The organism is Conyzicola sp. (assembly GCF_057073975.1).
Genome location: NZ_JBXMIS010000018.1, coordinates 1 through 16,795, shown reverse-complemented (window position 1 = coordinate 16,795; position 16,795 = coordinate 1). Strand labels below are relative to the sequence as shown.

Here is a 16,795-nt window from a genome sequence, read left to right as displayed (position 1 = left end):
GTAAAGAGTGCTCATGGGATTAACCTAACGGCGTGAATCTGATCTTCAGAACGATCCTGCAGTGGGTGCGCTCCCGCCGCGCGTCGAAGCTCCACGTGCACGACGTGGGGCGCACCGACTTTCACGTGCTGCCGACCGACCTCGATGTGCTCGGCCACATGAACAACGGCGTGTACTTCTCGATCATGGACCTCGGCCGCATGGACCTCATGATCCGGGCCGGCGCATGGGCGCAGCTGTCGAAGCACGGCTACTACCCGGTGGCGAGCAACGAGACGATCACCTTCCGCAAGTCGTTGCAGCCGTGGCAGCGTTTCACCCTCGAGACGAAGATCGTCGGCTACGACGACCGCGCGGTGTTCGTCGAGCAGCGCTTCGTCGTCAGGGGCGAGGTCTTCGCGAGGGCCTTCATGCGCGGCCGCTTTCTCAAGAAGTCGGGCGGCACGGTCTCGATGCAGGAGCTGTCGGATACTCCCCCGGCCGCTTCTACCGTCGGGGAAACCAACAACGGAGGATCACCATGCGAAAAGGCACCAAGAGAGCACTCATCATCACCGGCAGCGTCGTCGCGGTCGTGCTTGTCGGGGTCAGCGTGCTCGGCGCGCTCAACGGGCCCCTATCACCGGAGGAGCTCGATGCGGCAGTCGAGCAGCAGCTGCAGAAGGCCGTCGACGACGGCGCTGGCGTCTCGAGCGCCCTGCTGACCGTCGCCAGCGGCCAGACCGGCGAGGTGCACCAGTTTGCCGTCGGAACGACGGGACCAGATTCCGACGAGAAGGCAACTGTCGACTCGCAGTACCACGCCGCGAGCGTCGGCAAGACAATGCTCGCGGTCACCGTAGGCCAGCTCGTCGACGAAGGCGCCATCGGGTGGGACGACCCCATCGACGCCTGGCTCGACACCGAAACCTTGGACGGGCTGTTCGTCATCGACGGCGTCGACCACTCCGCGGAGGTCACCGTCGGCCAGCTCGTCACCCACACCTCCGGTGCCGCCGACTACTTCGACGGACCGGTCACCAGCGGCCCGACCATGATCGAGCTGCTCGCCGCGCAGCCAGACCGCCTGTTCACCCCGGCCGACCTGCTCGACTTCAGCCGAGACCATCAGGAGCCGGTTGGTGTTCCCGGAGAGTCGTTCGCGTACTCCGACACCGGCTACATCCTCGCGGGGCTCGTCGTCGAGGCTGTCGAGCAGAAGCCATACGACCGCGTGCTCGAGGATCGCATCTTCGGCCCCCTCGACATGAACGACAGCTACCTCATGACCGAGTTCGGGGTGCCCAACGGCATCCTCTCCCTCGATGCGAACGGCGTGGATCTCAGCGAGCGCAACGCGCTCTCTGTCGACTGGGCGGGTGGCGGCGTTGTCACCACGATGGACGACCTGCTCGCGTTCATGCGCGCCCTCACCCGGGGCGACCTCGTCTCGGAGGGCGTCTACGAGCGCATGACCGACTTCTCGCGCAGGATCGACTCCGGCATCTACTACGGGCTCGGCATGATGCAGTTCCGCTTCGGCGAGCTCTCGCCGCTGCTGTTCTCGATGACCGACGTGCACGGCGGAATCGGAGCGTCGGGCACCTTTGCCTTCTACGACCCGAGCGCCGACACCTACTACATTGCTAACTTTGGATCGCTCGACTACCGGCAGAAGGCAATCGAGCAGCTCGTCGAGATCCGGTTGCTGTTCGACCGCCTCCAGAAGTAGCCGCCCGACGAACGAGGACACACGGCATGGTGCAACTGGTCTGCTCCCCGCGGGTGCGAGAGAAGCTCGAGCGCGAGCTCGCGGTCTTCGACATCCCGGTCGAGCCCGACGGTGCGTGGGTGCTCGTCGAGCGCGGTTTCGACCTGCCAGCCGACAAGCCGGCCCTCGTCTTCGACGCCCTCGACTACATGGAGGCGGTGCGCATGCTGGTCGCCGGAGGTCGCGACGACTCCGGCGGCACGCGCACCCTCACCGGGCAGAGCGGCAGCACCTTCACGGTGCTGTCGCCGCGCGAGGTGCGCTACCTCGAGGCGGAGGGTGACGGCGTCGTCGCGTGCACGGCGTCCGGTCGGTATCGGGTGCGCAGAACCCTGCAGTTCTACGAGCTCAGCTGGTCGACCATCGGATTCATCCGGGTCAACAAGTCGCAGCTCGCCAACATCGTGCACGTGCGAGAGATCGTGCCGTGGTTCAACTCTCGGTTCGTGCTGCGCATGACCGGCGGTGAGGAGCTCGAGGTGTCGAAGACCTACTCCGGCCGGCTGCGCCAGGCCCTTCGACTCGGGGAGATGAAGTGATGAACTACGAGAACGTGGTCAAGTCGTTCTTTCTCGGCATCGGCATCGGGCTGGTGCTGCAGGTGATGAACCCGGCACCGGCCACCGGCTGGCCCTTCGTCGTCGGCATACTCACGAGTGGCGGCATCGGCTTGCTGATCGGGCTGGCGACGGAGTGGCTCACCTCTCTGCTGCCGCTGCGGCTCGCCCGCACCGCGGTGTTCTTCGCGGTGAACAACCTCATCGCCGTCGTAGTGACCGCCATCGCCATGGTGCTGCTGCTCGTCTTCGCCGACGAAGAGACAGCCGCCCGTTGGAACGCCTGGTCGCTCATCGGCATCGTCGTCACGATCGTGAGTGTCGCGAACCTCGCCGACTTCCTGCTCTACCGCCAGTCGCAGCGTCGGCTGCGGGCACTGCAGGCTGCCGTGTCGAAGAGTCAGGCTGACGAACGTGACGGAGTCATCGGGTCGGCCTAGGCCGCACCTGCCGGGGCGGGGGCGTCGATCGCGAGCTTGACGCCGACCGCCCCGAGAAGCGTGCCGGTGACCCGGGACTGCCACCGCATCCATGCCGGCCGTCCCTGCAGGAAGGACGCGATCGAGCCGGCAGCGCAGATGATCGCGCCGTTCACCGCCACGCCGACAAGGATCTGCACAGCACCGAGCTGGAACCCCTGACCGACGATGTTGCCGGCAGCGGGGTCGATGAACTGCGGGATGATCGCCAGGTAGAGGATCGCGACCTTGGGGTTCAGCAGATTGGTCACGAGACCCATGCGAAACAGCCGGGCGAACGAATCGCGGGGAAGCTCCCTTGGGCCGAAGAGCGATGCGCCCCCGGGACGCAGAGTCGAGTACGCAAGCCAGAGCACGTAGGCCGCCCCCGCGATCTTGAGGGCGATGAACAGCCACGGCACGACCAGGAACACCGCCGCCATGCCGAGGTTCGCCATCACCATGTAGACGACGAATCCCACCGCGGTGCCAGAGAGCGAGACCATGCCTGCCCGCCATCCCTGACTGATGCTGCGTGAGACGAGGTACATCATGTTCGGCCCCGGGGTGAGTGCAAGCCACAGCTCCACGAGAGCGATACCGGTCAGCGCAGCCCACGAGATCATCTCGTCTCCCCTCGGCAGTCTGGTCGGTCGAGGCGCTCCCTCTCCGCATACCTCTCGAACGAGTCTCGCACGCGATGAGCCGACCGTCACCGCTCGGGAACGACCACCGTCAGCGGTGCGCTCTTCTCCACGATGTCGCCAGAGCGATACGTGAGCACGAGTTCGTAGCTGCCCGGCGACAGCATGGTCAGCGCCTCGCCGACCTCCGGACATGCCGTGCGGTCTCCGTCGGCGACTCCTGTCGACGTCAGCCGTGATGCCTCGCCGTTCTCGGCCCAGAACGTGAACTGGCACAGGCCGCCGTCCTCGGCGACACCGCCGACGGTGCCACTCGCCAGAACGTGGCCGCCCTCGATGCCCGCGTCGACGACCGGTGCGATAGGCCCGGCTGGCTGAGCCGAGCATCCCGATAGTGCAAGGAGGGCGAGGATGACGGCGACGCGAGTCATGCCCCGAGTGCAGCCGTCGGCACCGCCGGAGCCACCGTGTCGACAATCGGAACGAGTCCGACGACAACCGGTGTGATCACGGGCGCGAGCACGTCGATGGTGCCCTCGAGAACGGGGCTAGCGACGGTGTCGACGACAGGTTGAGCGGCCTCGCGAACGGGGCTGAGAATCGTGGTGGTGACGCAGGCGTTCGGGGCGATCACAGCATCCTTCGCACCGGGGATGAGATCGACGGCAGCCGCAGGCTCTGCCGTGAGGACGAGGTCGGCGATGAACCAGCCACCCGCGAGGATTCCGCCGGCAAGGACAGCGCGCACGAGGCGACCGGGCACGTGGATGAGGCTCCTGTGCATTCGGATCACCTCCCCTCGGGTGCGCGAACCCCCACCCTGCTCCTTTAAGGAAGGGTCTGTCTACCCCATGTGGGGGGCGCGGGCTGCGTGCTTGCTGGGAGTTGCTTCGCGGGGAAGGGCGCGACACCGCCGGTAAACTGGCCATGCCGCGGGAGTGGTGAAATTGGTATACACGCAGGATTTAGGTTCCTGTGCCGCAAGGCGTGAGGGTTCAAGTCCCTTCTCCCGCACACCTGCTGTCAGCCTCGACCTAGTACCCTTAGCCAACACTTCTTGGCCGCCGCCGATTGTCACGGCAACCGACGACTGGAGACACCATCGTTCCCTCAGCTCTCATTCCCTGGCTCGACCCGAACACGTTGATCGAGGGCTTCGGCGCGTTCGCACTGCTCGGCATCTGCATCATCGTCTTCTCCGAGACCGGGCTGCTCGTGGGCTTCCTGCTTCCCGGCGACACGCTGCTGATCATCTCCGGCGTGCTGACCTTCACCAACGTGATCGACGCGCCCATCTGGCTGGTGTGCCTCTGCATCGCCGTCGCGGCCTTCCTCGGCGGAGAATCGGGCTACCTCATCGGTCGAAAGGCCGGGCCGCGCATCTTCGAGCGCAAGGAGAGCGGCCTGTTCAGTGTCGAGAACGTCAAGCGCACCAACCACTTCTTCGAGCGCTTCGGCGGCCTCGCCGTCATCGTTGCCCGCTTCGTTCCGATCGTGCGCACCTTCGCCCCGGTCGCCGCCGGTGTCGGAAAGATGGATGCCCGCAAGTACAGCCTCTACAACGCGATCGGCGCCCTCATCTGGGGTGCCGGGCTCACCTACGCCGGTTTCCTGCTCGGCTACATCCCGCCGGTCAAGGACTTCGTCGTCAAGTACATCGACGTCATCCTGCTCGGGGCGGTTGCCGTCACGCTCATCCCGACCGTGTTCCACTACGTGCAGTCGTCACTGAAGGCGCGCAAGAAGCGCAATCTGGTTCTCGCCAACGCCGAGGAGCTCGTGCTCGACCCGGCGCTGTTCGACCAGGACAAGTCGAACGACCCGAAGGCCTAGGCCCTTAGCCTCGGGCGGCGGTGCGGGCGATCGCCTGCTGCGCCGCGCGGCGCACCTCGACCTCTTCGTCCGTGAACAGGTTCGTGAGTAGTTCGGCATCGCTCGCGTCGCCGACCTCGCAAAGAGCTCTCGCGCCCGCGGAGCGCACCCGGGCGACATCGTCGGTCAGCAGCTCGCGCAGCAGCGGGGCAACCTCGAGGCCGCGGGTTCCCGCGACGCGAGCGCACATCTCGCGCACCCGCCATGCCTGGTTCTGCAGGCCGGCCGCCACGGCATCCTTCGCAGTGTCCGACCAGGCGTAGAGCAGCACGCGGGCTCCCCACACCTCTGGCCAGTAGAGCGGCGGGGCGCCGTCGAGCAGCCCCTTGGCGTGCGGACCGCCCGCCACGATGAGGAACTCCTCGCCGGCGTTGAGCCCTGCGAGCAGAGCGACGGCGCGCTCCACCACCTCCTGCTCGCCGAGCGCCTCGATGGCGGCGGCGACGCGCTTCTGCGGGGAGTCGTCGGGCTGGATGTCAGAGAGAGTGTTCGCGTTCATTGCGCTGGCAACTCTACGGCTATCCAGATCGACGCGAGCGCCTGCTCGCCGAGGTCGCGCTCGCCGTTCGTGCCGTCCACGCGCACAGTGAAGGAGCCGCCGTACGGCGTGCGCCCGACGACCTCGAGCTTCCTGTCGATCGTGATGGCCTCCGCGGTGAGGTGGCGAAGCAGCCGCGGGTCGCTGTCGCTGATGCGCACGACGCGGCCAGTGGTGCCGGGCGTCGCGTCTCGCAGAAGCACGGCTTCGGGCCTCGAGACTCCACCCAGCGCCGTCGGGATCGGGTCGCCGTGGGGGTCTCGCGTCGGGTGGCCGAGCTTCTCGTCGATCGCGTCGAGCAGTCGATCGCTCATGGCGTGCTCCAGCACCTCGGCCTCGTCGTGCACCTCGTCCCACGAGTATCCGAACCCCTCGACCAGCCAGGTCTCGATCAGGCGGTGCCGGCGAACCATGCGCAGCGCGAGAACGCTGCCGTCGGGGGTGAGGGTGATCGCTCCATAGCGCTCGTGCTCCACGAGGCCGAGCGCGACGAGCCGCTTGGTCATCTCGGTGACGCTCGAGGCGGCGAGGCCGAGCCGGGCGGCCAGAGCGGAGGTCGTGATCGGCTCCGGCTGCCACTCGGTGTGGGCGTAGATGACCTTGACGTAGTCCTCGATCGCGGAGGGGTATGCCTTCATCACACCCCCACGATAACCAGCACGATGAGCAGCACGTTGATGGTGACGATGGCCGCCGTGCTGGTCCAGCCGGCCACCCGCAGCCATGGGGCGTTGGCGAACTCCCCCATGAGCGTCTTCGAGCTCGCGAGGGCGACGAGGGGCACAAGGGCGAACGGTATTCCGAAGCTGAGCACGACCTGGCTGAGCACGAGGGCACGGGTGGGGTCGAACCCGATCGCGAGCACCGCGAGGGCCGGAACAAGCGTCACGACCCGGCGCACGAGCAGCGGGATCTGCACCTTCAGCAGCCCGCCCATGATCGCCGAGCCGGCGTAGGTGCCGACACTCGTCGATGCGAGACCGGATGCGAGCAGCCCGATCGCGAACACCACGCCGATACCGCCGCCGAGGGCTGCGACGATCGCCGCATGCGCCCCCTCGATGGAGTCGGTGCCGTCGACGCCGCGCAGGGCCGCCGCGGCGAGCAGCAGCATCGCGATGTTGATGGCACCGGCGATCAGCAGGGCGAGGCCGACATCCACTCGCGTCGCTTTCAGCAGCTCGCGCTGCCGCACCGGGTCGGTCGTGACGCCGTGGCGGTCGCGCACGAGGGCGGAGTGCAGGTAGATGACGTGCGGCATGACCGTTGCGCCGAGCATGCTCGTGGCGAGCAGCACGGAGTCGGTGCCCGCGAACCGGGGAACGATGCCGGCGAGCAGAGCGCCGGGGTCGGCCTCTGTGAAGAACAGCCCAGACACGAAGCCGACGAGGATCACGCCGAGCAGGGTGATGATGACGAGCTCGAAGGAGCGCTGACTGCGATGCGACTGCAGTGTCAGCAACACCATCGAGGCGAGCCCGACGATGAGGCCGCCGAGCAGCAGCGGCAGACCGAAGAGCAAGTGCAGTGCGATCGCACCGCCGATGACCTCCGCGATGTCGGTGGCGGCGGCAACGAGCTCCGCTTGGATCCAGTAGAGGCGACGCGGCCCGGTGCGCAGCCGGTCGCCAAGCAGCTCTGGCAGGCTGCGGCCCGTGACGATGCCGAGCTTGGCCGACTGGTACTGCACGAGCACGGCGATGAGGTTGGCGACGATGAGAACCCAGAGCAGCAGATAGCCGTAGCGCGCGCCGGCCGTGAGATTGGCTGCGACGTTGCCAGGGTCGACGTAGGCGACAGCGGCGACGAAGGCGGGGCCGAGGAGGAGCAGCAGCTTTCGCCTGTCTCCAACATCGGATTTAGGCATACCGAAACTCTAGCGGTGGTGCTGGTCCTCGTGGGCCGCGTGCTCCTCTGGCTCGAGCTGGAAGGTCGAGTGGTCGACGTCGAAGTGGCCGGAGAGGCAGCTGCCCAGCTCGTCGAGAAGGCGGCCGGTGCCCCCGGTCGCAAACAGCTGCGCCGACACGACGACGTGGGCGGAGAACACCGGGGCGCCCGACGTGATCGCCCAGACGTGCACGTCGTGCACGTCGACGACGCCGGGCGTGCCGAGCAGGTGCTCGCGGATCTCGGCGACATCCATGTGCGAGGGCACCGACTCGGTGAGCACGTGCAGCACGTCGCGCAGCAGCACGAGCGCGCGCGGCACGATGAGACCCGCAATGACGAGGGACGCGATGGCATCGGCCTGCGAGAAGCCGGTGAGCAGGATGACGACTCCAGCCGTCACCGCAGCGAGAGAGCCGAGAAGGTCGCCGAGCACCTCGAGGTAGGCACCCCGCATACCGATCGACTCCTTCGCCCCACCGCGCAGGATCAGCAGCACCGCCACGTTCGCGAGAAGCCCGAGCCCCGCCACGACGAGCATCGGCACCCCGAGCACCTCCGACGGCGTGACCAGCCGCCCGACCGCCTGGACGGCAACGAACACGGCAACACCGAGAAGGATGAGCCCGTTCGCGAGCGCGCCGAGCACCTCTGCCCGCTGGTAGCCGAAGGTCTGTCGGTCGGTGGCCGGCCGTGCCGCAATGGAGAGTGCGATGAGGGCGACAACGAGCCCGAGCAGGTCGGAGAACATGTGGCCGGCGTCGGCGATGAGGGCAAGCGAGCCGGCCAGGAGCGAGCCGACGACCTCGACGACGAGGAAGACCGCGACGATCGCGATGGCGATCGTCAAGCGCACCCGGTTTGCCGAGTGGTCGTGGTTGTGGCTCACAGACTCAGGCTATGCGCGATTTTGCCGCACTCTCCAAGATAGGAATGAGTGCCGTTATCGATTGTGCCCTTGGTCCCTATGCCGTGGCCTCGTGGAGTCGACAGAATGGCTCTATGGCAGTCATTGAAAACTCAAAAGTCGCAATCATCGGCGCTGGTGCGGTCGGAACGGCAATCGCGTACGCATCCCTTATCCGGCGATCAGCACGCGAGGTGGCGCTCTACGACGTCGCCACCGCCAAGGTTGACGCCGAGGTTCTCGACCTCGCCCACGGCACGCAGTTCACCGGATCGTCCCGGGTTTCTGGGGGCTCCGACCTCTCCGTCATCGACGGTGCCAACATGGTCGTCGTCACCGCCGGCGCCAAGCAGAACCCCGGTCAGACCCGTCTCGATCTCGCTGCCACCAACATCCGCATTCTCGAAGACCTCATGCCGAAGCTCATCGAGCACGCGCCCGACGCCGTGTACATGCTCGTGACCAACCCGTGCGACGTGCTCGCCTACGCGGCCCAGCAGATCAGCGGCCTCCCCGCCTCGCGCGTCTTCTCCTCCGGCACGGTGCTCGACTCCTCCCGCCTGCGCTGGGTGCTCGCCGAGCGCGCGGGTGTCAACACCTCCAGCGTGCACGCCATGATCGTGGGAGAACACGGCGACTCCGAGTTTCCGCTGTGGTCGCAGGCCCGCATCGGACCAGTGCCGATTCTCGAGTGGCAGCGCGATGGACGCCCCGTGTTCACGATGGAGGAGCTCGACGGCATCGCGAGCGGCGTCACCAACGCCGCCTACGCCATCATCGCGGGCAAGGGTGCGACCAACTACGCCATCGGCCTGTCTGCCACGCGCATCATCGAGGCGGTGCTGCGCGACGAGAAGGCGATCCTGCCGGTCAGCTCTGTGCTGAGCGACTATCGCGGGGTCAGCGGGGTTGCCCTGTCGGTGCCGAGCGTCGTCGACTCCTCTGGTGTCTCCGCCGTCATCCCCGTTCCGTTCGATGCGACAGAGGATGCGCGCTTCGCCGCCTCGGCAGCAGCCGTGCGTGCTTCGATCGCGACGCTAGGCGTCTAGGAGGGTCGCCCGAACGAAGGGCATGAGGCCGGCGAACGCCATCGAGCGGTGGCTGATGGCGTTCTTCGCGTCTGGGGTGAGCTCTGCCGAGGCGATATCCATGCCATCGGGCGAGAACACCGGGTCGTAGCCGAAGCCGTTCTCGCCGACGGGTGCCTCGAGCACCGTGCCCGGCCATTCCCCGAGCACGACGTGCTCGATGCTGCCATGCACGAAGGCGGCAGCGCACACGAAGGCGGCGCTTCGGTCGTCGTGCCCCCGGAGGTTCGCCAGCAGCAGTGCCACATTGTCGGCATCCACACGCGTTCCGGCGTATCGAGCCGAGTGGATGCCGGGCGCACCACCCAGCGCCGCCACCGTGATGCCGGAGTCGTCGGCGATCGCGGGAAGGCCCGTGTGGATGGACGCCGCCCGAGCCTTGATCAGCGCGTTCGCCTCGAAGGTGTCGCCATCCTCCACCGGCTCCGGCCCGTCATAGCCGACGAGCTCGAGCCCCGCGAGCTGCGGCCCGAGGATTCTGCGCAGCTCCTCGACCTTGTGAGCGTTGTGGGTCGCCAGCACCACCTGCCGTAGCTCCATCTACGAGCTCGCAGCCGGAGTTGTAGCGCGCGATTCGACGCCATAGCTGGAGCCGTGAGCAGAAGTGCTAGGAGCCAAGGGTCGCCACCTGCAGGGCCGTGAGGTCGGTTGCGCCCCCGACGGCGAGGTCGAGCAGGGCGTCGAGCTCGCGGCGGTCGAATGGCGCGCCCTCTGCCGTGCCCTGCACCTCCACGAACAGGCCGCGGCCAGTGACGACGACGTTCATGTCGGTCTCTGCGCGCACATCCTCCACATAGGCGAGGTCGAGCAGCGGCTCACCGTCGATGATGCCGACGCTGACCGCGGCGACCGAGTCGATGAGCGGCTTCGCGTTCTTGCCGATGAAACCCTTGCCTCGGCCCCACTCGATCGCGTCGGCGAGTGCGACGTAGGCGCCGGTGATCGCCGCAGTTCGCGTACCGCCGTCGGCCTGCAGCACGTCGCAGTCGATGACGAGGGTGTTCTCGCCGAGTGCCTTCGTGTCGACGACAGCGCGCAGCGAGCGGCCGATGAGGCGGGAGATCTCGTGGGTGCGGCCGCCGACGCGCCCCTTGACCGACTCGCGGTCCATGCGGTCGTTGGTGCTGCGCGGCAGCATCGCGTACTCGGCCGTGACCCAGCCCTTGCCCTTGCCGGTGAGCCAGCGCGGAACGCCGTTGGTGAAGGATGCGGTGCACAGCACCTTCGTGCGTCCGAACGAGATGAGGGCGCTTCCCTCTGCCTGCTCGCTCCAGCCGCGCTCGATGGTGACGGGGCGGAGCTCGTTGGCCGCGCGGCCATCCGATCGGGTCATGGGGTGTCCTTAATGGTGGGGATCGCGCCGGTCTCGACGAGACTGACGGTGGTGACCTCTGGGCCGAGGAAGCGGTGGGCCAGCCGCAGGAAGTCGGCGTTGCTGTCGCCTGTCGCCTCGAAGGTGTAGCTGGGCGGCTCGGTCGAGGTGCGCTCCAGCCCGTGCTTGACCAGGGTGCGGTAGACGTCGAAGGCCGTCTCCTCTGCACTGCTGACCAGCGTGACCTCCTCGCCCATGACGTACTGGATGGCGCCGGCGAGCAGGGGGTAGTGCGTGCAACCGAGAACGACGGTGTCGACCTGTGCTGCCTTCAGCGGCGCGAGGTACTCCTCGGCGACAGCGAACAGCTCTGCCCCGCTCGTGACACCGTTCTCGACGAACTCGACGAAGCGTGGGCACGCCTGGCTGAACAGCTGGAGGTCGGATGCCGCGGCGAACGCGTCCTCGTAGGCGAGCGAGTTGACGGTGCCGACCGTGCCGATGACACCGACGCGCTTGCTGCGTGTCTGGCGAACGGCGGCACGCACGGCGGGCTGGATCACCTCGAGAACGGGGATTCCGACGTAGCGCTCGCGGGCATCCCGCAGCATCGCGGCGCTCGCCGTGTTGCACGCGATGACGAGGGTCTTCACGCCCTGCGCCACGAGGTCGTCCATGACCTCGAGGGCGAAGCGACGCACGTCGGCGATCGGCTTCGGCCCGTAGGGCGAGTGCGCGGTGTCGCCGACGTACAGGATCGACTCCCGTGGCAGCTGGTCGATGATCGCCCGCGCGACGGTGAGCCCGCCGACACCGCTGTCGAAGACTCCGATCGGCGCATTGCTCACGGCCCAAGTTTAGGCTGAGGCATGGCCTCCTCCGCGCTGCACGGCACCAGCTCACTTCTCACCGACAGATACGAACTGACAATGCTGGATGCCGCCCTCGCGAGCGGGCGCGCCAGCCGCGAGTCGGTCTTCGAGGTCTTCACCCGCCGACTGCCGGAGGGACGCCGTTTCGGCGTCGTCGCCGGCACCGGACGACTGCTCGACCTCATCGGGCAGTTCCGGTTCGGAGACGAGGAGCTGACGTTCCTTCGCGGGTTCCTGACCTCGGCGACCATCGACTACCTCGCCGACTTCCGCTTCCGCGGAACCGTGTGGGGATACCGGGAGGGTGAGGTGTACTTTCCCAACTCCCCCATCCTCGTCGTGCAGGGAACCTTCGCCGAGGCCGTCATGCTCGAGACGCTCGCCCTCAGCGTGCTCAACTACGACTCCGCCGTTGCCTCGGCCGCCGCTCGGATGGTCGCGGCAGCCGACGGGCGCCCCCTCGCCGAGATGGGCTCGCGCCGCACGGGCGAGCACTCCGCGGTCGCCGCCGCCCGCGCCGCCTTCATCGCGGGGTTCGGAGCGACCTCCAACCTGCGTGCAGGACTCGACTGGGGCATTCCGACGATGGGCACGGCCGCCCACTCCTTCACCCTTCTGCACGACAGCGAGGAGGAGGCGTTCCGGGCGCAGGTCGACGCTCTCGGGGCGGGCACGACGCTCCTGGTCGACACCTACGACATCCGCGCCGGCGTGGAGTTGGCGGTTCGTGTCGCCGGCACTGGCCTCGGAGCGGTGCGCATCGACTCCGGAGACCTGCCGACGGTCGTCGCCGCTGTTCGGGCTCAGCTCGACTCGCTCGGCGCGACCTCCACGAAGATCACGGTCACCAACGACCTCGACGAGTTCACGATCGCGGCCCTGCGCGCGGCGCCCGTCGACTCGTACGGGGTTGGCACGAGTCTCGTCACCGGCTCTGGGCATCCTGCCTCCGGCATGGTCTACAAGCTCGTCGCACACCGCTCCGACGGCGGCGACTGGGTGTCTGTTGCCAAGAAGTCGGCGGACAAGGCGACGGTCGGGGGGCGCAAGCACCCCGTGCGCACGCTCGGCGGCGGCGTCGCGACGAGCGAGACGATCGCGCTGTCGCCTGGAACTCCCGGGCGCCAACTGCTCGTTCCGCTCATCGTGGACGGGGAGCCGGATGCGGCCTACCTCGGCCACGCAGGAACGGTCGCTGCCCGCGAGCACCATGCCGCGTCGATCGCGGAGCTGCCAGCCCAGGCGCTGCGCCTCGGTCGTGGCGACCCGGCGATCCCGACGGTCTGGGCCGACTAGGCGTTGAGCCCTTCGTAGATCTCCTTGCAGGTCGGGCACACCGGAAACTTCTCCGGGTCTCGCGACGGGGTCCAGAGCTTGCCGCACAGCGCGCGCACCGGCTTGCCGCTGAGCGCAGACTCCATGATCTTGTTCTTCGGGGCGTAGTGCGAGAAGCGCTCGTGATCGCCCTCCTCGACCTGCTCCTTGCTGAGCAGCTCTTCGAGCTCGCGATCGAGGGTGTCGGTGCCGCCGCCGGTCCTGTCCAAGTCAGCCATGGGTCGATTTTACGCCGAGAGCGCTAGTTGCGCAGTGCCGCGGCGAGCAGCTCGTGCCCGCGACGGTCGAACACTCGAGCACCGAGGCGCACACCGCCGACCAGGGCGAGGATACCGACCACGAGGCCGCTGCCGAGCGAGATGAACGGCCACGGTCCGCCGACGATCAGCCCGATGATCGCGCTTGCGATCGAGGGAAGCGCGAGCAGCAGGATTCCGAAGAAGGACATCGCCTGGATGAGACCGGCGCTGCTGCCTCCTGCCTGGGGCTGAGAGAACGGGCTGTCGTCTGGTCGCACAGCCGGGTACGGGAAGCGCGCCGACATGATGCTCGACAAGCCGAGCCCGACGAAGAGGATGCACGAGCTCACGCCGATGAGTGCGGGCAGCGCCGTCCACTCGCCGTAGACGGCGGCGCTCAGGATCGAGCCGCCGACGATGACGACGATGCCGACCACCAGCACCGGTGCGAGGCGCCCGACGCGGTCGGCTCGACCGGAGGTGCTCGAGACGAGGTGGAGCCAGATCGCCGTGTTGTCGAACGAGACGTCGTTGTGCACCGACCAGGCGAGGAAGAGGCAGATGATCGGCACGGGAATGAGCGCCACCACGTTGACCGGTGCACCGCCGATGATCAGGGCGACGATCATGAAGGCCGGGATGACGGGGATGACGGCGAGGCTCGTCAGGTAGCGCGCGTCCCGCATCCAGTAGGTCACCGAGCGAGCCGCGATGGCTCCCGTCGGTGTACCGGCGAGACGGTCGAACCATCCGATACCGCTGTACCGCTTGGCCTGCGCCTGACGCGGCGGACGAACGAGCACAGCGCTGACAAGCGCTCGCCAGACGAGCGCGAGCACCGCGAGCCACGCGATGGCGATGATGATCTTGGCGATCGCCGAGCCGTCAGACCCAGCCGCGGCGTCTGCTGGTGCCGACCACGCTGCGCCGAACGGCGTCCATCCGGCGACATTGGCGACCTCGCCCAGCACCGCCAGGCCGTTCTTCGCCCAGTCGACAGAGCTCAGCAGCACGATGAGCGGCGTTGCCGCAACAAGCAGCACGATGCCGACGATCGTCGTGGCGTCGCGCGAGCGACGGGTCGAGAGCAGGAAGGTGGCAAGCGTCGTCGTGATGCGAGCGGAGAGCACACAGGTGCCGACGATGAGCAGCGCGGCGACGACCGCGAGGGCCAAGGGCAGCGCACCTCGAGACCACGTGGTGATCTGGGCAAAGGCGATGATGCCGATGACGACGGCCGGCACGCTGACCAGCGATGCCGTGGCAATGCTCGTCGACAGCAGCGAGTTCGACATTCCGTAGAGCGCGAAGCGCCGTGGATCGAGGATGTCGTCGATACCGAGCAGCAGCGGCAGCACCGCGAACACCACGATGGCCAGCGCCCCGAACACGACGACGATGCTGCGTGCAACGTCGACGTCGGCGAACCGAAGGGCGACGAGCCCCGCCGCGAGGAAGAAGGCGGTGCCGAGGCCGTAGGCAAGCGCGAAGACCAGCCCGACGACCTGCCACGGGGTTCGGCGGAAGGCGTTGCCGAGAAGGATCAGCTTCAGTCGGAGAACTTGTGCAACCACTCCATGCCCTCCGCAGCCTTGCGCCCACCGGCGAGTTCGACGAAGCGGTCTTCGAGGCTCTTGCCCGCGCGCACCTCGTTCATGGTGCCCTGGGCCAGCACCGATCCGTTGACGATGACGGCCACCGAGTCGCAGACCCGCTCGATGAGGTTCATGGTGTGGCTGGAGAGCACGACGGTGCCGCCCGCCTTGGCGTAGCGCTGCAGGATCTCGATGATGTTCGCCGACGAGACAGGGTCGACAGACTCGAACGGCTCGTCGAGCACGAGCAGACGGGGCGAGTGGATCATCGCCGCCGCGAGCGCGATCTTCTTGCTCATGCCGGCGGAGTAGTCGGCGACGAGCCGGTCGAGGGAGTTCTCAAGTCCGAACGCCGTAGCAAGGTCGGCACTGCGCAGTCGCACCGACGCCTTGTCGAGACCGCGCAGGATGCCGGAGTAGTAGAGCAGCTGGCCACCGGTCAGCCGGTCGAACAGCCTCAGCTGGTCGGGCAGCACCCCGAGCTTGCGCTTGGCAGCGACGGGATCGGCCCACACGTCGTGTCCGTGCACGAAGACACTGCCGGCGTCTGGCTTGAGCAGACCGGTGACCATCGAGAGAGTCGTCGTCTTTCCCGCGCCATTCGGCCCGACAATGCCGTACAGCGAGCCGGAGAAGACCTCGAGGTCGATTCCCGCGACAGCGGTCTTGTTCTCGAAGCGCTTGACGAGCCCGCGAATCGAGAGCGCAACCTCTCGCGGCTGCGCCTTTGCCGCCGTCGGCTTGCGGGCGCGGGGCTTGCGGGCGGGAGCGCGAACCACCGTCACTACCGGGGCCGCAGGGTCTGAGGCAGGGTTCTGGTCCACCACCCAACCGTATCAACGCCGACGCCGAGTACTGACTCTGCATCACGAATCGACAACATCAGGATGGTGCACCTGTGTTTTCCCAGCTATTTCCGTAAACTTGGCGAGGCACAACGGTGTGTCTACCCTCTGCCAGTCCGGTTAACAGTTGAAGAACTCTGATTGAAGACACCTGGCCCCCGATCGCACCGTAAAGGAGACACCGTGTCAGCAAAGACTGTGTCAGCACAGACCACGACCCAGCAGGTCGTCATCCTCGCAGCAGGCATGGGCAGCCGCCTCGGCCGCTCGCTGCCGAAGCCGCTCACCGAGCTCGCCGATGGCCGCACCATCATGCAGCAGCAGTTCGACAACATCCACGCCGCATTCGGCAAAGACGTCAAGGTGACCATCGTCGTCGGCTACAAGCTCGAGCACATCATCGAGGCGTTCCCCAACGCGTCGTTCGTCTACAACGAGCAGTACGACCAGACCAACACCTCGAAGAGCCTCATGCGCGCTCTCGCGGCATCCTCGACCGGCGGCGTGCTGTGGATGAACGGCGACGTCGTCTTCGACCCGGAGGCCCTCGTTCGCGCCGCCAAGATCGTTGCGCGCGACCAGTCGTTCGTCTCCGTCAACACCGCCAAGGTCTCTGACGAAGAGGTCAAGTACACGACCAACGCAGAGGGCTACATCAAGGAGCTGTCGAAGCAGGTCAAGGGCGGCCTCGGCGAGGCCGTCGGCATCAACTTCATCTCGAGCGACGACAAGGCAGTGCTGCTCCGCCAGCTCAAGCGCGTCGGCGACCAGGACTACTTCGAGCGAGGCATCGAGCTCGCCATCGCGCAGGACAAACTGCACATCGAGCCGGTCGACATCTCCGCCCTCTACGCAGTCGAGATCGACTTCGCAGAAGACCTCGAGCGCGCGAATCT

General features: G+C 67.1%; 21 protein-coding genes and 1 tRNA gene. 9 read left to right on the top strand and 13 right to left on the bottom strand.

Going from position 1 to position 16,795, the window contains the following annotated elements; genetic code table 11:
* Window positions 1-32 precede the first annotated feature (32 nt).
* From AC14A7_RS01955 to AC14A7_RS01940, 4 genes are read left to right on the top strand one after another with little or no spacing between them, the layout of a single operon-like run.
* The gene (locus AC14A7_RS01955) at window positions 33-704 is read left to right on the top strand and encodes an acyl-CoA thioesterase (protein ID WP_484006195.1); all 672 of its coding nucleotides are present in this window, start codon (window positions 33-35) and stop codon (window positions 702-704) included.
* Window positions 593-1,711: a serine hydrolase domain-containing protein gene (locus tag AC14A7_RS01950; protein WP_484006199.1), complete on the top strand. Its 1,119-nt coding sequence runs from the start codon at window positions 593-595 to the stop codon at window positions 1,709-1,711. Before AC14A7_RS01955 ends, AC14A7_RS01950 begins: the two co-directional genes overlap by 112 nt.
* A gap of 26 nt (window positions 1,712-1,737) precedes the next feature.
* Window positions 1,738-2,289 carry a LytTR family DNA-binding domain-containing protein gene (locus AC14A7_RS01945; protein WP_484006194.1) on the top strand — a complete coding sequence of 184 codons (552 nt, stop codon included), beginning with the start codon at window positions 1,738-1,740 and terminating at the stop codon, window positions 2,287-2,289.
* The gene (locus tag AC14A7_RS01940; protein ID WP_484006193.1) at window positions 2,289-2,747 is read left to right on the top strand and encodes a hypothetical protein; all 459 of its coding nucleotides are present in this window, start codon (window positions 2,289-2,291) and stop codon (window positions 2,745-2,747) included. The genes AC14A7_RS01945 and AC14A7_RS01940 overlap by 1 nt, the downstream gene beginning before the upstream one ends.
* Here AC14A7_RS01940 and AC14A7_RS01935 read toward each other — a convergent pair.
* From AC14A7_RS01935 to AC14A7_RS01925, 3 genes are all read right to left on the bottom strand, one after another.
* The gene (locus AC14A7_RS01935; protein ID WP_484006192.1) at window positions 2,744-3,391 is read right to left on the bottom strand and encodes a LysE family translocator; all 648 of its coding nucleotides are present in this window, start codon (window positions 3,389-3,391) and stop codon (window positions 2,744-2,746) included. The genes AC14A7_RS01940 and AC14A7_RS01935 overlap by 4 nt on opposite strands.
* Window positions 3,392-3,477: 86 nt before the next feature.
* Entirely contained in the window at window positions 3,478-3,840 is a 363-nt protein-coding gene (locus AC14A7_RS01930) for a hypothetical protein (protein WP_484006191.1), read from the bottom strand.
* The gene (locus AC14A7_RS01925) at window positions 3,837-4,193 is read right to left on the bottom strand and encodes a hypothetical protein (RefSeq protein ID WP_484006190.1); all 357 of its coding nucleotides are present in this window, start codon (window positions 4,191-4,193) and stop codon (window positions 3,837-3,839) included. Before AC14A7_RS01925 ends, AC14A7_RS01930 begins: the two co-directional genes overlap by 4 nt.
* A 148-nt stretch (window positions 4,194-4,341) precedes the next feature.
* Here AC14A7_RS01925 and AC14A7_RS01920 point away from each other — a divergent pair.
* Window positions 4,342-4,423: transfer RNA gene (locus tag AC14A7_RS01920), tRNA-Leu, on the top strand.
* Between the two features lie 87 nt (window positions 4,424-4,510).
* Window positions 4,511-5,242 (top strand): DedA family protein, encoded by a 732-nt coding sequence (locus AC14A7_RS01915; RefSeq protein WP_484006198.1) that lies wholly within the window; start codon window positions 4,511-4,513, stop codon window positions 5,240-5,242.
* 4 nt (window positions 5,243-5,246) lie between these two features.
* Here the strand turns inward: AC14A7_RS01915 and AC14A7_RS01910 are convergent, their stop codons facing one another.
* From AC14A7_RS01910 to AC14A7_RS01895, 4 genes are read right to left on the bottom strand one after another with little or no spacing between them, the layout of a single operon-like run.
* On the bottom strand, window positions 5,247-5,780 hold the full coding sequence (locus tag AC14A7_RS01910) for a HEAT repeat domain-containing protein (protein ID WP_484006189.1): 534 nt from the start codon (window positions 5,778-5,780) through the stop codon (window positions 5,247-5,249).
* A complete protein-coding gene (locus AC14A7_RS01905; protein WP_484006197.1) occupies window positions 5,777-6,457 on the bottom strand; it encodes a metal-dependent transcriptional regulator in 681 nt (226 codons plus the stop codon). Before AC14A7_RS01905 ends, AC14A7_RS01910 begins: the two co-directional genes overlap by 4 nt.
* A complete protein-coding gene (locus AC14A7_RS01900) occupies window positions 6,457-7,686 on the bottom strand; it encodes an Nramp family divalent metal transporter (protein ID WP_484006188.1) in 1,230 nt (409 codons plus the stop codon). The genes AC14A7_RS01905 and AC14A7_RS01900 overlap by 1 nt, the downstream gene beginning before the upstream one ends.
* A gap of 9 nt (window positions 7,687-7,695) precedes the next feature.
* Complete coding sequence (locus AC14A7_RS01895) at window positions 7,696-8,595, bottom strand: cation diffusion facilitator family transporter (RefSeq protein WP_484006187.1); 900 nt, start codon at window positions 8,593-8,595, stop codon at window positions 7,696-7,698.
* Between the two features lie 113 nt (window positions 8,596-8,708).
* On the opposite strand from AC14A7_RS01895, the gene AC14A7_RS01890 reads away from it, so the two are divergent.
* Window positions 8,709-9,662: an L-lactate dehydrogenase gene (locus AC14A7_RS01890; protein ID WP_484006186.1), complete on the top strand. Its 954-nt coding sequence runs from the start codon at window positions 8,709-8,711 to the stop codon at window positions 9,660-9,662.
* Here the strand turns inward: AC14A7_RS01890 and rdgB are convergent.
* From rdgB to murI, 3 genes are all read right to left on the bottom strand, one after another.
* Window positions 9,651-10,241, bottom strand: coding sequence for an RdgB/HAM1 family non-canonical purine NTP pyrophosphatase (gene rdgB, locus AC14A7_RS01885; protein ID WP_484006185.1), 591 nt, complete (start codon window positions 10,239-10,241; stop codon window positions 9,651-9,653). The genes AC14A7_RS01890 and rdgB overlap by 12 nt on opposite strands.
* A 67-nt stretch (window positions 10,242-10,308) precedes the next feature.
* Window positions 10,309-11,034: a ribonuclease PH gene (rph, locus tag AC14A7_RS01880; protein ID WP_484006184.1), complete on the bottom strand. Its 726-nt coding sequence runs from the start codon at window positions 11,032-11,034 to the stop codon at window positions 10,309-10,311.
* Window positions 11,031-11,861, bottom strand: coding sequence for a glutamate racemase (gene murI / locus AC14A7_RS01875; RefSeq protein ID WP_484006183.1), 831 nt, complete (start codon window positions 11,859-11,861; stop codon window positions 11,031-11,033). The genes rph and murI overlap by 4 nt, the downstream gene beginning before the upstream one ends.
* Before the next feature lie 21 nt (window positions 11,862-11,882).
* Between murI and AC14A7_RS01870 the strand changes: the two genes are divergently transcribed.
* Window positions 11,883-13,181, top strand: coding sequence for a nicotinate phosphoribosyltransferase (locus AC14A7_RS01870; protein WP_484006182.1), 1,299 nt, complete (start codon window positions 11,883-11,885; stop codon window positions 13,179-13,181).
* On the opposite strand, the gene AC14A7_RS01865 is transcribed toward AC14A7_RS01870, so the two are convergent.
* Genes AC14A7_RS01865 through AC14A7_RS01855 form a run of 3 tightly spaced genes read right to left on the bottom strand, consistent with a single transcriptional unit; the run spans window position 13,178 to window position 15,881 of the window.
* On the bottom strand, window positions 13,178-13,438 hold the full coding sequence (locus AC14A7_RS01865) for a DUF3039 domain-containing protein (protein ID WP_484006181.1): 261 nt from the start codon (window positions 13,436-13,438) through the stop codon (window positions 13,178-13,180). The genes AC14A7_RS01870 and AC14A7_RS01865 overlap by 4 nt on opposite strands.
* A 23-nt stretch (window positions 13,439-13,461) precedes the next feature.
* Window positions 13,462-15,033 (bottom strand): hypothetical protein, encoded by a 1,572-nt coding sequence (locus tag AC14A7_RS01860; protein WP_484006180.1) that lies wholly within the window; start codon window positions 15,031-15,033, stop codon window positions 13,462-13,464.
* Window positions 15,009-15,881: an ABC transporter ATP-binding protein gene (locus AC14A7_RS01855; protein WP_484006179.1), complete on the bottom strand. Its 873-nt coding sequence runs from the start codon at window positions 15,879-15,881 to the stop codon at window positions 15,009-15,011. The genes AC14A7_RS01860 and AC14A7_RS01855 overlap by 25 nt, the downstream gene beginning before the upstream one ends.
* Window positions 15,882-16,145: 264 nt before the next feature.
* On the opposite strand from AC14A7_RS01855, the gene AC14A7_RS01850 reads away from it, so the two are divergent.
* On the top strand, window positions 16,146-16,795 hold a 650-nt coding region (locus AC14A7_RS01850; RefSeq protein WP_484006196.1), incomplete at its 3' end, for a phosphocholine cytidylyltransferase family protein.

What these genes read in the sequence shown, in the direction of transcription:
- AC14A7_RS01945 (WP_484006194.1), top strand. Translation starts at nt 1,738, where the DNA reads ATGGTGCAACTGGTCTGCTCCCCGCGGGTGCGAGAGAAGCTCGAGCGC.
- AC14A7_RS01940 (WP_484006193.1), top strand. Translation starts at nt 2,289, where the DNA reads ATGAACTACGAGAACGTGGTCAAGTCGTTCTTTCTCGGCATCGGCATC.
- AC14A7_RS01935 (WP_484006192.1), bottom strand. Translation starts at nt 3,391, where the DNA reads ATGATCTCGTGGGCTGCGCTGACCGGTATCGCTCTCGTGGAGCTGTGG.
- AC14A7_RS01930 (WP_484006191.1), bottom strand. Translation starts at nt 3,840, where the DNA reads ATGACTCGCGTCGCCGTCATCCTCGCCCTCCTTGCACTATCGGGATGC.
- AC14A7_RS01925 (WP_484006190.1), bottom strand. Translation starts at nt 4,193, where the DNA reads ATGCACAGGAGCCTCATCCACGTGCCCGGTCGCCTCGTGCGCGCTGTC.
- AC14A7_RS01910 (WP_484006189.1), bottom strand. Translation starts at nt 5,780, where the DNA reads ATGAACGCGAACACTCTCTCTGACATCCAGCCCGACGACTCCCCGCAG.
- AC14A7_RS01905 (WP_484006197.1), bottom strand. Translation starts at nt 6,457, where the DNA reads ATGAAGGCATACCCCTCCGCGATCGAGGACTACGTCAAGGTCATCTAC.
- AC14A7_RS01900 (WP_484006188.1), bottom strand. Translation starts at nt 7,686, where the DNA reads ATGCCTAAATCCGATGTTGGAGACAGGCGAAAGCTGCTGCTCCTCCTC.
- AC14A7_RS01890 (WP_484006186.1), top strand. Translation starts at nt 8,709, where the DNA reads ATGGCAGTCATTGAAAACTCAAAAGTCGCAATCATCGGCGCTGGTGCG.
- rdgB (WP_484006185.1), bottom strand. Translation starts at nt 10,241, where the DNA reads ATGGAGCTACGGCAGGTGGTGCTGGCGACCCACAACGCTCACAAGGTC.
- rph (WP_484006184.1), bottom strand. Translation starts at nt 11,034, where the DNA reads ATGACCCGATCGGATGGCCGCGCGGCCAACGAGCTCCGCCCCGTCACC.
- AC14A7_RS01870 (WP_484006182.1), top strand. Translation starts at nt 11,883, where the DNA reads ATGGCCTCCTCCGCGCTGCACGGCACCAGCTCACTTCTCACCGACAGA.
- AC14A7_RS01865 (WP_484006181.1), bottom strand. Translation starts at nt 13,438, where the DNA reads ATGGCTGACTTGGACAGGACCGGCGGCGGCACCGACACCCTCGATCGC.